Annotated in this window: 14 protein-coding genes, 1 tRNA gene and 2 pseudogenes; 10 read left to right on the top strand and 7 right to left on the bottom strand. The window is 67.6% G+C overall.

Going from position 1 to position 15,049, the window contains the following annotated elements:
* Window positions 1-33 precede the first annotated feature (33 nt).
* The gene (gene pyk / locus ABD655_RS08720; protein ID WP_344713252.1) at window positions 34-1,482 is read left to right on the top strand and encodes a pyruvate kinase; all 1,449 of its coding nucleotides are present in this window, start codon (window positions 34-36) and stop codon (window positions 1,480-1,482) included.
* Window positions 1,483-1,555: 73 nt separating this feature from the next.
* Window positions 1,556-1,942 (top strand): PLDc N-terminal domain-containing protein, encoded by a 387-nt coding sequence (locus ABD655_RS08715; RefSeq protein ID WP_344715763.1) that lies wholly within the window; start codon window positions 1,556-1,558, stop codon window positions 1,940-1,942.
* On the opposite strand, the gene ABD655_RS08710 is transcribed toward ABD655_RS08715, so the two are convergent.
* Both ABD655_RS08710 and ABD655_RS16960 read right to left on the bottom strand, forming a co-directional pair.
* Window positions 1,939-2,733, bottom strand: coding sequence for a class I SAM-dependent methyltransferase (locus tag ABD655_RS08710; RefSeq protein WP_344713250.1), 795 nt, complete (start codon window positions 2,731-2,733; stop codon window positions 1,939-1,941). The two genes, ABD655_RS08715 and ABD655_RS08710, sit on opposite strands and share 4 nt — an antisense overlap.
* Before the next feature lie 69 nt (window positions 2,734-2,802).
* A pseudogene (locus ABD655_RS16960) lies at window positions 2,803-2,904 on the bottom strand (AraC family transcriptional regulator); the annotation flags it as partial.
* 54 nt (window positions 2,905-2,958) lie between these two features.
* Between ABD655_RS16960 and ABD655_RS08705 the strand changes: the two are divergent.
* Window positions 2,959-3,654 (top strand): hypothetical protein, encoded by a 696-nt coding sequence (locus tag ABD655_RS08705; protein WP_344713248.1) that lies wholly within the window; start codon window positions 2,959-2,961, stop codon window positions 3,652-3,654.
* A 70-nt stretch (window positions 3,655-3,724) separates the two neighbouring features.
* On the opposite strand, the gene ABD655_RS08700 is transcribed toward ABD655_RS08705, so the two are convergent.
* Window positions 3,725-4,432, bottom strand: coding sequence for an alpha/beta hydrolase (locus ABD655_RS08700; protein WP_344713246.1), 708 nt, complete (start codon window positions 4,430-4,432; stop codon window positions 3,725-3,727).
* Window positions 4,433-4,440: 8 nt separating this feature from the next.
* Here ABD655_RS08700 and ABD655_RS16955 point away from each other — a divergent pair.
* Window positions 4,441-4,566, top strand: a pseudogene (locus tag ABD655_RS16955) (helix-turn-helix domain-containing protein); the annotation flags it as partial.
* A 240-nt stretch (window positions 4,567-4,806) separates the two neighbouring features.
* Window positions 4,807-5,001 (top strand): hypothetical protein, encoded by a 195-nt coding sequence (locus ABD655_RS08695; protein WP_344713244.1) that lies wholly within the window; start codon window positions 4,807-4,809, stop codon window positions 4,999-5,001.
* Between the two features lie 69 nt (window positions 5,002-5,070).
* Here ABD655_RS08695 and ABD655_RS08690 read toward each other — a convergent pair whose 3' ends face one another.
* A complete protein-coding gene (locus tag ABD655_RS08690) occupies window positions 5,071-6,099 on the bottom strand; it encodes an NADPH:quinone reductase (RefSeq protein ID WP_344713242.1) in 1,029 nt (342 codons plus the stop codon).
* Between the two features lie 129 nt (window positions 6,100-6,228).
* Window positions 6,229-6,311: transfer RNA gene (locus ABD655_RS08685), tRNA-Leu, on the bottom strand.
* A 37-nt stretch (window positions 6,312-6,348) separates the two neighbouring features.
* Here ABD655_RS08685 and ABD655_RS08680 point away from each other — a divergent pair.
* Window positions 6,349-6,972 (top strand): ANTAR domain-containing response regulator, encoded by a 624-nt coding sequence (locus ABD655_RS08680; RefSeq protein ID WP_378721452.1) that lies wholly within the window; start codon window positions 6,349-6,351, stop codon window positions 6,970-6,972.
* Between the two features lie 22 nt (window positions 6,973-6,994).
* Here ABD655_RS08680 and ABD655_RS08675 read toward each other — a convergent pair whose 3' ends face one another.
* A complete protein-coding gene (locus ABD655_RS08675; RefSeq protein ID WP_344713238.1) occupies window positions 6,995-7,426 on the bottom strand; it encodes a PaaI family thioesterase in 432 nt (143 codons plus the stop codon).
* Between the two features lie 57 nt (window positions 7,427-7,483).
* On the opposite strand from ABD655_RS08675, the gene polA reads away from it, so the two are divergent.
* Together polA and ABD655_RS08665 are read left to right on the top strand one after the other, a co-directional pair.
* Window positions 7,484-10,123 (top strand): DNA polymerase I, encoded by a 2,640-nt coding sequence (gene polA, locus ABD655_RS08670; protein ID WP_344713236.1) that lies wholly within the window; start codon window positions 7,484-7,486, stop codon window positions 10,121-10,123.
* 41 nt (window positions 10,124-10,164) lie between these two features.
* Window positions 10,165-11,838, top strand: coding sequence for a DUF885 domain-containing protein (locus tag ABD655_RS08665; protein ID WP_344713234.1), 1,674 nt, complete (start codon window positions 10,165-10,167; stop codon window positions 11,836-11,838).
* Window positions 11,839-11,842: 4 nt separating this feature from the next.
* Here the strand turns inward: ABD655_RS08665 and ABD655_RS08660 are convergent, their stop codons facing one another.
* Window positions 11,843-12,478 (bottom strand): phosphoribosyltransferase, encoded by a 636-nt coding sequence (locus ABD655_RS08660; protein ID WP_344713232.1) that lies wholly within the window; start codon window positions 12,476-12,478, stop codon window positions 11,843-11,845.
* A gap of 95 nt (window positions 12,479-12,573) precedes the next feature.
* Here ABD655_RS08660 and ABD655_RS08655 point away from each other — a divergent pair, with 95 nt between their 5' ends.
* Window positions 12,574-13,617, top strand: a complete 1,044-nt coding sequence (locus ABD655_RS08655) for an LLM class flavin-dependent oxidoreductase (RefSeq protein WP_344713230.1) — start codon at window positions 12,574-12,576, stop codon at window positions 13,615-13,617.
* 69 nt (window positions 13,618-13,686) lie between these two features.
* Window positions 13,687-15,039, top strand: a complete 1,353-nt coding sequence (locus ABD655_RS08650; RefSeq protein WP_344713228.1) for an MFS transporter — start codon at window positions 13,687-13,689, stop codon at window positions 15,037-15,039.
* The last annotated feature ends 10 nt before the right edge of the window (window positions 15,040-15,049 follow it).

Genomic DNA, 15,049 nt, shown 5'->3' with positions numbered 1-15,049 from the left:
CCCCCCACTGAAGTACTCGGAGTGAAAATACCGATGAGACGTGCCAAGATCGTCGCCACCTTGGGACCTGCGACCTCCACGTACGAGCAGGTGCGAGCGATCATAGATGCGGGCGTCGACGTCGCACGCTTGAATCTCAGCCACGGTGATTACACCGTGCACGAGGCGAACTTCGCCAACGTGCGCAAGGCGGCCGATGATGCAGGTCGGGCCGTCGCCATCCTGGTCGACCTGCAGGGCCCCAAGATCCGACTCGGCAAGTTCGCCGACGGGCCGCACGATCTCGCGGTCGGTGACATCTTCAAGATCACGACCGAAGACATTCCGGGCACCAAGGAGCTCGTCTCCACGACCTACAAGGGTCTGCCGGCCGATGTCAATCCGGGTGATTTCCTGCTGATCGACGACGGCAAGGTCAAGGTCAAGGTCATCGACTCGAATGACACCGTCGTGACGACCGAGGTCATCGTGGCCGGTCCGGTCTCCAACAACAAGGGCATCAACCTGCCCGGCGTCGCGGTCAACGTCCCGGCTCTGTCGGAGAAGGACGAGGACGACCTTCGCTGGGGTCTGCGCATCGGCGCCGACCTGATCGCCCTGTCGTTCGTGCGCAGCGCGAAGGACGTCCAGCGCGTGCACGTGATCATGGCCGAGGAAGGGCGCCGCATCCCCGTCATCGCGAAGATCGAGAAGCCGCAGGCGGTCGATCACCTCGAAGAGATCATCGACGCGTTCGACGGCATCATGGTGGCGCGCGGTGACCTGGGCGTGGAGCTTCCCCTGGAGGCGGTGCCGATCGTGCAGAAGCGCGCCGTGGAACTGTGCCGACGCATGGCCAAGCCCGTCATCGTCGCGACGCAGATGCTCGAGTCGATGATCGAGAATCCGGTGCCCACGCGTGCCGAGACGAGCGACGTCGCCAATGCCGTCCTGGACGGCGCGGACGCCGTGATGCTCTCGGGAGAGACCAGCGTCGGCAAGTACCCGGTCGTCGTGGTCGAGACGATGGCCCGCATCATCGCCTCGACCGAGGACCACGGCCTGGAGCGGATCCTGCCACTGACGAACAAGCCGCGCACCCAGGGTGGCGCGATCACGCTGGCAGCGATGGAAGTCGCCGAGTTCGTGGAGGCCAAGTACCTCTGCGTCTTCACCGAATCGGGCGACACCGCCCGGCGCATGTCACGCCTCCGCCCCCGCATCCCGATGATCGGCTTCACACCCGACCCGGCGATCCGTCGGCGCATGGCCCTGACCTGGGGCGTACAGTCCGCTCTCGTCGAGCACGTCGCTCACACCGACCGCATGTTCATCCAGGTGGATGACTACTTCCTCGCCAACGACCTCGCGCAGGTGGGCGACCGTGTCGTGGTCATCTCGGGGTCCCCTCCCGGAATCATCGGGTCGACCAACGACATCCGCATTCACAAGATCGGCGACGCCGTCCACGGAAAGGCTCCGATCTACCAGTCGCGGGAGTGACCGGGACCAGTATCCGTGAATGATCGCGCTCGCTAGGCTGAGCGCGATCATTCTCGTTGAGGGGGGTACCGCCATGGGCTTCGGGGACTTCTTCTGGTTCCTGCTGTGGATCTGCTACTTCACGGCGTACGTCTTCGTCGTCTTCCTGGTGATCGGCGACCTGTTCCGGGACCACCGACTCAACGGGTGGGTCAAGGCTCTGTGGATCATCTTCCTGATCTTCGTGCCCTTCCTCACCGCCCTCGTGTACATGATCGCGCGCGGCAAGGGCATGGCCGAGCGCAGCGCGGCCGGGAACCGTTCCGTCCCGGAGGCGGATGACTACCGTCCGGCGTCGTCGCGTACGCCCGCTGCCGACATCGCCCAGGCCAAGGCCCTGCTGGATGCCGGAACCATCAGTGCGGGCGAATTCGACGCCCTGAAGAGCAAGGCACTGGGAAACCAGTACTTCGGCGCCTAACCCGGCGAGGATCGATCCCGCCGGCGAAGCGTCCAGACGTGCTCGCTGGGGAAGTCCCGCGCCCAGTCTGCGGAGATGCCGGATCGCGATCCGACAGCGTCAGCCGGAGCCTGGATCTCGGTCAGATCGAGGATCTCGAATCCGGTCGCACGGAAGAGCTTGATCCACTCCGAGAACGTCAGGGTGAATTCGATGCCGCCCGGGTCATCGACGGCGTCCCGCCAGTCCAGGCGATGGCTGCCGAAGTATGGCCGCTCGAGTCGGCGTGCGATCGGGTATGACCCGTCCAGCGGCGAGCAGACGCTCACCAGTGCGTGATTGCCGAGGAACACCAGGATCCCGCCCGGCCGCAGCAGACGGTGGGCTTCGGGTATCCACTCGTAAGGGTCCGCCCAGATGGCCGCTCCGTACTCGCTGATCGCGAAGTCGAAGGAGTTGTCGGCGCAGGGGACTGCCTCCGCGTTGCCGTGGATCAGTTCGAGGGCCACACCATGCTGCTCAGAAAGCCTGCGGGCGGTACGGAGTTGCTCGGCTGAGTTGTCGATCCCTGTGACCGAAGCCCCCCTTCGTGCCATCCACCCCGACACGTAGCCCGTTCCGCATCCCAGTTCGATGGCCCGCATGCCGGTCATGTCGCCCGGAAGCAGGTGGAGTTCGCCTTCAGGGACCCCCCACACACCCCAGGTGGGCTCGGCCTGTGTCCAGGCGCGCGCACCGCCCTCGACCCACTCATGGGCCATGGCGTCCCAGTACGCGCGATTGACGGCAACATGCTCTGGGAGTTCGCCCATGTCGCGACACTATCCGGTCGCTGCGCACCGCGTCTCGAATGCGCGCGGGATCGAGCGGCTACGGGTCTCCGTGACGGCGACACCGTGGTGGTAGGTCAGCTCGCTGACTTCGGTGCAGTCCGGGTCGACGTCAGCACTCACCTGAAGCAGACCCGCCGGCTCCGCGCTGCTTGCAAGGTCGCATAGGATGCCACGGGCCGGATAGTCGATGGGCGGGGGTGGCGGTTGGCCGAGGGATTCACGATCATTGTGCGCGTCGAGGTGACAAGTGGCGCGGAGGTCTGGGCGGCGTTGGGCGAGCTCGAACGACGAGCGGGAGACATCACGGCGGGGGAGCTCAGCAAGCCCACCCGCTGGCGGGCTGGTGATGGCAGAAATCAGGTCAGCCACCGGGACCTCGGTGCCCTGCGAGATGCGATGGAGCAGCATCCGCTCGACCCGACCTCGATCGAGGTGTCCATGCACCGGCGCGCGCCCGCTGCCTACTGGGTGCTCCGCGGCTGGATCTACGAGAAGGAGTCCGCCTTCGAGGCGAGCGCTGAGATTGCAGGTCAAGATCGAGCAGAGGTCGAGCGGCTTTCTCGACGGCTCGCGGTCGAGCTCGAGCGCCAAGGGTGGTTGCCGGCCATTGGTCGTCTCCGAGCGTCATCCGTCGCCGACGACGGCCACGATGCGCCGGACGGCCAGGACGGGCCGCGCGCCACTGATGGGGTCCTCGTGACGGATGGCATGCAGGTCGACGACGAGCTGGACGCTGAACTGATGGCGGCAGAGAGCGAAGACGCGGGTGCAACGGCTGGACGTGAGCGCCGGACCTTCGGACGGTTCATCGCGGACCATTCCACGGGCCTCTCCGTCACTCTTGTAGGCTGCGTGACCGTCATCGCGATAGCTCTCTGGCTAGGGCTCATTCCCCTCTGAGGGAGGTCGTGGTGCGCGCCCGGGCAGGCGAACCGCTGTAGCCCGCCTGCCCGGTGCGTGAACAGGGTGGTCAGCCGGTCGCGCGGGCGGCCGTCTCGATCAGCTTCGCGGTCTCGGCCGGGTGCGAGACGTACCCGGCGTGCGACGCGTTGATCGCGGTGGTCTGCGCACCCATCCTCTGGGCCATGAAGCGCTGTGCCACCGGGGAGAGGGCTTTGTCATCGTTGGAGACTTGGTACCAGCTGGGGATCGTCTTCCACGCCGGCTCGCCCGACGCCTCCTGGAGGACCGCCACGTTGGCCGGACGCTGGGTCGCTGCCATGATGTCTGCCTCTCGCTCGGGCAGGTCCGCGGCGAAGATCTCGGGGAACTGCGCGGGATCGAGAGTCGCGTCGACGCCGCCGGGGAAGGGGCGAAGGACCAGGGAGTCGGGCGACAAACCGGCCCCGGGGTACTGCGCCGGATCGTTGAATTCGCCGAGGGTCTCACCCTCGGCTGGCGCAAAAGCCGCCGTGTAGACCAGGGCGTTGACGTTGCCTGCACCGACGGCGGCGATCGTGATGACCCCGCCGCCGTATGAGTGGCCGACGAGGACCACGTCGCCGTCGATCGAGTCGACGATGCTGCGGACGTAGGCCGCGTCGGACGCCAAGCCGCGGAGCGGATTGGCGACGGCGAGAACCGGGTAGCCGTCCTTCTCGAGCGTGGTGATCACCCCGCCCCAGCCACTTGCGTCGGCGAAGGCGCCGTGCACGAGCACGATAGTGGTCTGAGGCACGAACACGACTGCTCGACACCGCCAGCCGGCTCTTCTACACCGAGGGGCTCCGCGCCGTCGGGATAGATCGCGTCATCGCCGAAGCACAGGTCACCCGCGCCACGCTCTATCGGCACTTCCCGAGCAAGGACGACCTGCTCGTCGCCTACCTCACGCAAGTCGGCGAGGCGATCCGTGTCCGGACGAACGCCGCGCGAACCTCCCGTGCGGACCCCGACGACATCATCCGCACCGTCGCCCAGGCCATCGCCGACGACATCCAGAGCGCGGGCTTCCGCGGGTGCGCCTTCCTCAACGCCGCGGCCGAATACCCCGACCCCGACCACCCGGTCCACCGTGCCGTCCTCGAGCATCGGGAGTGGTTCCTCGCGACGATGGTCGAGCTCTTCGCTCAGACCGGGAAGATCGACGCAGAACCCGCAGCTCGGCATTTCGTGATGCTGCGGGATGGCGCGATGACCGCCGGCTCTCTGACCGACCCGCAGCCGATTTGCGCGACCTTCCTGCGCGGCATCGAGGGACTCCTGGTCTATCGCAGCGGCCTGGAAGTCGACGCCGGCGACGCGTGACCCAACGGACGACGACGGGCTCAACCCGACCATGGGCGCTCGAGACGCGGGGTGCGAACCGCTGCGGCGCTACGGTGCCGTCACGTCGATGAGCACCTTGCCGACGGCGCCCTGCTCGACAGCGCGATGGGCGTCGGCGGTCTGCTCGAGCGCGAACCGGTGCACCGGTAGTCCGGCCTCGACGCCGATCGGCAGCGCGCCGTCGCGGATCGCCGCGTTCACGTCTTCGGCACCCTGACGGAGGGCGTCCGCGCCCACGGTGTAGAGCAACACGAACTGGTACCGCAGGTTCAGTCGCATTGCCGCCCCCACATCCAGCGGGAAACCTTCCGCACGATCGTTCGCATACGAGGCGATCGTCGTCCGAGACCGGGCGACGGCGAGATTCAGCGCGTTGTTGCCGCCCACGCTGACCTCGACGATCTGATCCACGCCATCGGGGGCGATCGCGCGGATCCGCTGCGCGGCATCCGGGGCGGTGTAGTGCACGACATGCAGTGCGCCCGCGGCGGCCGCCAGTTCTGCCTTCTCCTCGTTGGACACGGTGGCGATCACGGTCGCGCCGGCCCAGCGAGCGAGCTGGATGGCGGCATGCCCGACCGCACCAGCGCCCCCGGCGACGAGCACGCTCCGTCCCGCGAGGACGCCCGGCGCCAGTCGGCTCGGGCCGTCTTCGGCGACGGTGAGCGCGCGGTGCGCGGTGAGGGCGGGCACACCGAGGGAGGCGCCGAGATCGAAGTCGGCCACGTCGGGGAGCGGGAAGACCCGCTCGACCGGAAGCACGGTGTACTCCTGGGCGGTGCCGCCGGTGGGGCGCTGCCACGCCGAGAGTGCAAGCCAGACGCGGTCGCCGACCGATAGCTGACTGACGTCGTCGCCGACAGCATCCACCACACCGGCGCCGTCCTGGTTCGGCACGAACTCCGTGCCGGGACCGGCGGCGCTGCCGCCACCGCTGCGGGACTTCCAGTCGGTCGGATTCACGCCGGACACCACGATCCGGACCCGCACCTCCCCGCGATCGGGCTGCGGCAGCTCTCGTTCGGTCAGCTGCAGGACGGACGCGCTACCAGGCTTCGTGTAGACGATCGCTCTCATACCTGGGCCCAACCGCGGCGCCGCCGGGGATCTTCCCTGGTGACCGATCTTCCTTCAGGCCGTGTCGCATTCGACAGAAGATCCTCGGCGTGATGCATGCATCTCGCGAAGAACGTGAACATCTCAACGTACCGGTGGTGGGACTCGAACCCACACGCCCTTTCAGGCAAAGCATTTTGAGTGCTCCGCGTCTGCCATTCCGCCACACCGGCTCCGGCACGTCCGCGAACGACGATACCGTAGGATTCAATGGTGACTGACGAAGAGCAGGCGACCGGTTCTCCGGCATCCACGCCCCGACGAGTGGTCGTTGCGGAGGACGAGTCGTTGATTCGGCTCGACATCGTCGAGATCCTCCGGGACAACGGCTTCGACGTCGTCGGCGAGGCGGGCGACGGCGAGACCGCGGTTCAGCTGGCCACCGAACTGCGGCCCGACCTGGTCATCATGGACGTGAAGATGCCGCACCTCGATGGCATCTCCGCTGCCGAGAGGCTGAGCAAGAACCACATCGCGCCCGTCGTGCTCCTGACCGCGTTCAGCCAGAAAGAGCTCGTCGAACGCGCGAGCGAAGCCGGCGCTCTCGCATACGTGGTCAAGCCGTTCACGCCGAACGACCTGCTGCCCGCGATTGAGATCGCCCTCGCGCGCTACGAGCAGATCATCACGCTCGAGGCCGAAGTGGCCGACATGGTCGAGCGCTTCGAGACCCGCAAGCTCGTCGACCGCGCCAAGGGCCTGCTGAACGAGAAGATGGGCTTGTCCGAGCCCGAGGCGTTCCGCTGGATCCAGAAGGCGTCGATGGATCGCCGCCTCACGATGCAGGACGTCGCGAAGGCGATCATCGAGCAGCTGGCCCCCAAGAAGGGCTGACGGGCCGAGCGGCCGACGCCTCTCAGACCGTCGGAGCGCTCTTGATCATGTTGGTGATCCGGACCGTCGACAGTCGTCTGCCCTGATCGTCGCTGACCGCGATCTCGTGCACGGTGAGACTGCGTCCGAGGTGGACGGGCGTGCACACGCCGGTCACGAGCCCGGACGTCGCCGAGCGCGTGTGGGTCGCGTTGATGTCGACGCCGAGCGCCAGTCGCCCGGGTCCCGCGTGGAGGTTCGCAGCCATCGATCCGAGTGACTCCGCCAGCACGACGTACGCGCCACCGTGCATGAGCCCGACGGGCTGCGTGTTGCCCTCCACCGGCAATGTCGCGACGCAGCGGTCGACGGAGAACTCGAGGAACTGCATCCCCATCTTCTCGGCCAGAGCTCCCATTCCGCGCTGGGCGACCCGCGCCGAACCGTTCACGTCTGTGGGTGGCTGGGGGGTCATCGCTCGCCTTCGGGCCCTCGTCGGATTGCTGTCATCCGCCCTGACTAGGCTGTCAGGGTGACGGACTCCGCAAAGCCTACCTTCCTCATCGTGGACGGCCATTCGCTGGCATATCGGGCGTTCTTCGCACTCCCCGTGGACAATTTCACGACCAAGGACGGCCAGCACACCAACGGGATCTACGGGTTCCTGGCGATGCTGATCAACCTGATCAAGGCCGAGCGGCCCACCCATCTGGCGGTCGCGTTCGATACCTCCCGGCAGTCTTTCCGCTCCCGCGAGTACCCCGAGTACAAGGCGAACCGCTCCGAGACGCCCAGCGAGTTCAAGGGACAGATCCCGCTCCTGCAGGACTGCCTGGCCGCCATGAGCATCACGGTGCTGCAGAAAGAGGACTTCGAGGCCGACGACATCCTGGCGACGCTCGCGACCCAGGGCGCTGAGCTGGGCTACGACGTCCTGGTGTGCTCGGGCGACCGCGACACCATCCAGCTCGTCAACGACGACATCACGCTGCTCTACCCGAATGTCCAGGGCGTATCCCAGCTGAAGCGGTACGACACTGCAGCCGTGATCGAGCGTTACGGCGTTCGGCCCGAGCAATACCCCGACATCGCGGCACTGGTCGGCGAGACCAGCGACAACCTGCCCGGCGTGCCCAAGGTCGGCGAGAAGACCGCGGTGAAGTGGATCGGTCAGTTCGGCTCGCTCGACGCCCTCCTCGAGAACGCCGACAAAGTCACCGGTGTCGTCGGCAACAACCTCCGCGAGCACATCGAGGACGTGCGTCGCAACCGCCGGCTCAATCGACTGCTGCGCGACGTCGAGCTTCCCGTGACGCCCGCCGAGCTCGCTGCACGGCCGATGGACGCCCAGGCCGTTCGCGACATCTTCGCCCGCCTCGAGTTCCGCACGCTCCTTCCCCGCGTCTTCGACGCCGCCGGGATCGATGAGGCCACGAGCACCGCCACGGCCCCCGCCGCGGTCATCATGCCCACCCCTGCCCAGCTGGCTGCACCGGATCTCGCGACGTGGGCCTCTGACGCGGCCGGCGAAGTCGGGGTGACTCTCGTCTTGGAGGGCGGGCTGCCGCGCCGGGTGGGGCTGGCGACGGCCGAGGCGGTCGTCGAAGCCGACTGGACGCCCGAGGTGGCCGCACAGCTCACGCCCTGGCTGTCGGCGGACTCACCCAAGGTCTTCAGCGACGCCAAGCCGCAGGTGAAGGCGCTGCGACGCGCCGGCATCCGCGTGGGCGGCCTCGCCTTCGACACGTCCATCGCGGGCTGGCTGCTGCGCCCCAGCTTCCCCGACAAGACGCTCTCCGACCTGGTGGACCGCTATCTGGGCGAGAAGCTGCCCGAAGCCGACCCCACCCAGCTCGTTCCCGAGACGGAGGGAGCGACCCCCGGTCAGCTGTCCTGGTTCACGCTGCGTGTCGCCGCCGCCTTGCGCGCGGAGCTTCCGCCCAGCGTTCTGACCGTTCTCGCGGACATCGAACTGCCGACGCTGCTGACGCTCGCCGACATGGAGCTGGCGGGGGTGGCGGTCTCGCACGCGAAGCTCTCGGGCTTCTCCGCCGATCTGACCCGGCGCGCCGACGCCATCGCGCTGGACGCGTACGCGGCGATCGGCCGGGAGGTCAACCTCGGCTCACCCAAGCAGCTGCAGGAGGTCCTGTTCGAGGAACTGCAGCTGCCCAAGACGCGCAAGACGAAGACGGGCTATTCGACGGATGCCGCGGTGCTCGCCGACCTGCAGGAGTCCAACCCCCATCCCTTCCTGGATCTGCTGCTGCAGCATCGCGAAGCCACGAAACTGCGACAGATCATCGAGTCGCTGGACACCGCCATCGGGGCTGATCACCGCGTCCGGACCACCTATGTGCAGACGGGCAGCCAGACCGGACGCCTGTCCAGCACCGACCCGAACCTGCAGAACATCCCGGTCCGCACGGAGGAGAGCCGCCGCATCCGGGCAGCCTTCGAAGTCGGTGAGGACTACGAGACGCTGCTGACTGCGGACTACTCCCAGATCGAGATGCGGATCATGGCGCACCTGTCGGAGGACCCGGGGCTGGTGGAAGCGTTCAACTCCGGCGAGGACCTGCACCGGTTCGTCGGCGCCCGGGTCTTCGGGGTCACCCCCGAGGATGTGACACCTGCGATGCGCACGAAGGTGAAGGCCATGTCGTACGGCCTCGTCTACGGCCTGTCGGCGTTCGGACTCTCCAAGCAGTTGCGCATCGAGCAGACCGAGGCCAAGCAGCTCATGATGGAGTACTTCAACCGGTTCGGCGCGGTGCGCGATTACCTTCGCTCGTCGGTGGAGCAGGCGAAGATCGACGGCTACACCGAAACGATCTTCGGTCGACGGCGCCCGTTCCCGGACCTGGGAAGCCCCAACCGCGTGCTCCGCGAGAACGCCGAACGGGCGGCACTCAACGCTCCGATCCAGGGCAGCGCGGCGGACATCATGAAGATCGCGCTGTTTCACATCCACGACGAGTTCGCCGCCGCGCAGCTGCGCTCTCGGGTTCTCATGCAGATCCACGACGAACTGGTCATCGAGGTCGCCCCGGGGGAGTGGGACGCCGCGGAGCGGATCGTCCGCGACCGGATGGGAGACGCCGCCAGCCTCACTGTGCCGCTCGATGTCCAGATCGGCCGAGGAGCGGACTGGAACGAAGCGGGTCACTAGCCCGCTTGGTGGCCTGTCGGTCCTTGCCTAGGCTCGATGACATGACTGATGCACCACGCACGCCCACGCAGATCGATACGATCGCCGACGCCTGGGTCGACACTCTCGCCGAGCAGATGCCGACACTCGCGACCTACATCGGCCGCTCCGAATACAACGACCGGTACGGCGACTACACGCCCGAGGGGACGGAGAGGCTCGTCGCCGCGGGACGCCAGACCATCAGCGCGCTCGAGGCCGCCACAGCGGTGGACGCCATCGACGTCGTCACGAAGGAGGACCTCAGCCGGGAGCTCCGCCTCGAACTCGACCTGCACGAAGCGAAGTGGAATCTCCGCGACCTCAACGTGATCGCCTCTCCGGTGCAGGACATCCGCGCAGTGTTCGACCTGATGCCGACCGACACCGCCGATGACTGGTCCGTGGTCTCCACCCGGCTGAAGGCCCTGCCCGGAGCGATCGAGGGCTACATCACCACGCTGCGCGAAGGGATCGCCCAGGGAGTCGTGCCCGCCCGTCGTCAGGTCATCGAAGTCGTCACGCAGATCGCCCGCTACACGAACGACGGGGGATTCTTCGCCACGTTCGCCGGCGAGGCCGCACCGGTGGAGGGTCAGCTGCCCGCATCCCTCTCCCGTGAGCTCTCCGACAACGCGAACGCGGCACGCGTCGCATACGACGCGCTCGCGCAGTTCCTCGGCTCCGAGCTCGCACCCGTCGCAGAGGGGAAGGACGCCGTCGGACGCGATCTGTACGCCCTTCAGTCGCGGAGGTTCCTCGGCGCGACGATCGACCTCGACGAGACCTACGACTGGGGCGTCGAGGAGCTCGCGAGGATGGTCGCCGAGCAGGAGTCGATCGCCGACCAGATCCTGGCCGGCGCCTCCGTCGAGGAGGCCGTCGCCTTCCTCGAGAAGGACCCCTCGCACAAGCTGCACGGCACGGAGGAACTCCAGCGCTGGATGCAGGCCACCAGCGATCGGGCCATCGCCGAGCTGGGCAGGACCCACTTCGACATCCCCGAGCCGATCCGCCGGCTGGAGTGCATGATCGCGCCCACGAAAGAGGGTGGGATCTACTACACCGGGCCGACCGATGACTTCTCGCGTCCGGGTCGCATGTGGTGGTCCGTGCCGGAAGGGGTGGAGGAATTCGACACCTGGCGTGAGCTGACCACCGTGTACCACGAGGGCGTCCCCGGACACCACCTGCAGATCGCGCAAGCGGTGTACAACCGTTCGCAGCTGAACTCGTGGCGGCGCCTGCTGGCCGGCACATCCGGCCACGCTGAAGGGTGGGCGCTCTACGCCGAGCGACTGATGGAACAGCTCGGCTACCTGGAGGACCCCGCCGATCGACTCGGGATGCTGGACGGCCAGCGTATGCGGGCGGCGCGAGTGGTTCTGGACATCGGCGTCCACCTCGAAAAGCCCCGCCCGGACGGCCAGGGCACGTGGGATGCGGACTACGCGCTGGCGTTCATGCGCCGCAACGTCAACATGTCGGACGAGTTCGTGCAGTTCGAGGTCAACCGGTATCTCGGCTGGCCCGGCCAGGCGCCCTCTTACAAAGTCGGCCAGCGCATCTGGGAGCAGATCCGCGACGATGCGAAGGCGGCGGAAGGGGACGCCTTCGACATCAAGACGTTCCACAAGCGTGCTCTGGACCTGGGAGGCGTCGGGTTGGACACCCTTCGCTCGGCTCTCGCCGGCTGACCGATCATTCCCCGACGGGGAGGTCTCGCGACAGAAGTCGCGCGACCTCCCCGTCGCTGGTCTGCGTGAAGTCGGCGTAGAACTGCCCCACGGCCCAGAAGTCCCGGACTCGACGCAGGCAGATGAAGTCGTCGACCACGTCGGCGTCGGGCAGCCATTTCGCGGGGGCGACCGGCACCGCCAAGACGATCCGAGCGGCGCCGTGTGCGCGAAGCGCCGTGCACGCTGCCATCGCGGTGGCCCCGGTGGCGACACCGTCATCCACCACGATCGCCGTCCTCCCGCTCACTGAGGGGGTGGATGCCGCGAACAATCGGGTTCGGCGATCGAGCTCGACGCGCTCTGACTCTTCGACCGTGGCCAACTGCTCCGGCGTCACACCCCCCTGGCGCACGGCGTCGGTATTGACGATCTTCACGCCCTCCGCAATCGCGCCCATGGCGTACTCCTCATGAGCAGGAGCACCCAGCTTGCGGACGACCGCGGCGGCGAGCGGAAGGCCCCGTGCACGCGCCACCTCGGCCGCCACCACGACGCCGCCCCGCGGAATGCCGAACACGATCGCACGCGGATCGGACACCGTCTCGAGCGCCGCCGCGAGCTGCCGTCCGGCATCCACGCGATCCGCGAAGATGCTCACGCGCACACCCTACGCTTGCCGGCATCCGCGTGGCACGGGAATGCGCGAGAGCGGCAACGGGTTCATATGCATGCGCATAGAAAGGAAGTGCTGGGATGGCTGCTGTCGCACCGACCGAACTCGACTTGGGGCTGGACACCTTCGGGGACGTGACGCGGGATGCGTCCGGGGAGTTCCTCAGTGGCGCGGAGACGATCCGCAATGTCGTGGATCAGGCGGTACTGGCCGACGAGGTCGGTCTCGCCTTCTTCGGCGTGGGGGAGCACCACCGACCCGAGTTCGCGATCTCGAGCCCCGAGATCGTCCTCGCCGCTGCTGCCGCTCGCACCACGAACATCCACCTGGGCACCGCGGTGACCGTCCTGTCCTCGGACGATCCGGTGCGGGTCTACGAGCGCTTCGCGACCCTCGACGCCGTCTCGCGCGGCCGCGCCGAGGTGATCCTGGGACGCGGATCGTTCATCGAGTCCTTCCCGCTGTTCGGGTACGACCTGCGTGACTACGAGGCGCTGTTCGATGAGAAGCTCGACCTCTTCTCGCAGCTTCTCACCGAGAAGCCGGTGACCTGGCAGGGTTCGACCCGGGCCTCGCTCACCGACGCGGACGTCTTTCCGAAGACCGAGAACGGCCTCAAGGCGTGGGTGGGTGTGGGTGGCACACCGGAGTCCGTCGTCCGCGCCGCACGCTACGGCTACGGCCTGATGCTGGCGATCATCGGGGGTCCCGCAGCGCGGTTCCGCCCGTTCGTGGACTTGTACCACCGCTCGCTGGACTCGTTCGGGCGCGAGCGGATGCCGATCGGCGTGCACTCACCGGGCCACATCGCCGAGACCGACCAGCAGGCGTGGGAAGAGGCCTACGAGGGGTTCGAGTCGATGAACAACACCATCGGCAAGGAACGCGGCTGGCCGCCCTACAGTCGCATGCGCTTCCAGCACGACGTCGGTCCGGAGGGGGCCCTGTACGTGGGATCGCCAGAGACCGTGGCGCGGAAGATCGCCGACACGGTGCGCGCCCTCGGGAGCACGCGGTTCGACATGAAGTTCTCCACCGGGACGCTCTCGCACGAGAACATGATGCGCTCGATCGAGCTCTTCGGCACACGCGTTCAGCCGCTCGTCCGCGATCTGCTCTCCTGAGGAGCGACCGGAAGGCGGCAGCATCCGCCCCGCACCCCGGCTTGCTGACGCGAGCCATAGCATGACAGCATGACCGATGCTCCCGCCCGGCCCCTCCCGCTCTCGGAACGCCTCGACAGGCTGCCCTTCACCCGGCGGCACCTGCGCGTCCTGACCGGTTCGGGAATCGGCTGGGCGTTGGATGCGATGGATGTCGGCCTCATCTCGTTCGTCATCGCGGCCCTGGCCGTGCAGTGGAATCTGGCGCCGAGTGAGACCGCGTGGATCGCCTCCATCGGGTTCGTCGGCATGGCGATCGGTGCCAGCCTCGGCGGTCTGCTCGCGGATCGCTTCGGGCGCCGCCAGGTGTTCGCCGTCACGCTGCTCGTCTACGGGATCGCCACCGGCGCGAGCGCACTGGTGAGTGGGCTCGCGGCGTTGCTCGTCCTGCGATTCCTGGTCGGCCTCGGGCTCGGGGCAGAGCTTCCGGTCGCCTCCACCTACGTCAGCGAGTTCGCTCCCGCCCGGATCCGCGGTCGGCTGATCGTGATCCTCGAAGCATTCTGGGCAGTCGGCTGGACAGCAGCGGCACTCATCGGCTTCCTCGTGATCCCCGGTTCGGACGACGGCTGGCGCTGGGCGTTCGCGCTCGGCGCGCTCCCGGCTGCGTACGCGCTCATCGTCCGATGGGGTCTGCCCGAGTCTGCGCGTTGGCTTGCGCGCCGCGGCCGGCACGCCGAGGCGGATGCCGTCGTCCGTTCGTTCGAGCAGGCCGCCGGGGCCCCGTCGCCCGCCGTCGGTGACGTGCAGCCGGACGAGCCGGCGCCCGCCGCGCTGTCGTCGCGAGAGCGTCTGTCCGCGCTGTGGTCGCGTGAGTTCCGGGTACGGACGGCGTGTCTGTGGCTCGTGTGGTTCTGCGTCAACTTCTCGTACTACGGGGCGTTCATCTGGATTCCGTCGATCCTCGTCTCGCAGGGATACGACCTCGTGCGATCCTTCGGGTTCACACTGATCATCACGCTGGCGCAGCTGCCCGGATACGCGGTGGCCGCGTGGCTCATCGAAGTGTGGGGACGGCGCCTGACGCTGTCCGTCTTCCTGCTCGGATCGGCGGCGTCGGCGGTTCTGTTCGGCACGGCGTCGGGGGAGACCATGGTCATCGCGACGGGGATGGCGCTGTCGTTTTTCAACCTCGGCGCCTGGGGTGCCCTGTATGCGGTGACCCCGGAGATGTACCCGACGTCGCTGCGCGCGACGGGTTCAGGGTGGGCCGCCGGCGTGGGCCGCATCGCGTCCATCATCGCTCCGCTCAGCGTGCCGCTTCTGCTTGCATCGGGCGGAGCACCCCTTCTGTTCGTCGTTTTCGCAGCGTTCTTCGCGGTCGCGGCAGGAGCCGCGTGGGGGCTCCTCGACCGACGCGGGCTGGCACTCGACGATCGGTGAGTTCACGGTG

The organism is Microbacterium terregens (genome assembly GCF_039534975.1).
GTDB lineage: Bacteria > Actinomycetota > Actinomycetes > Actinomycetales > Microbacteriaceae > Microbacterium > Microbacterium terregens.
The sequence above is the reverse complement of the archived record's forward strand: the minus strand, read 5'-3'. Positions and strand labels throughout refer to the sequence as shown.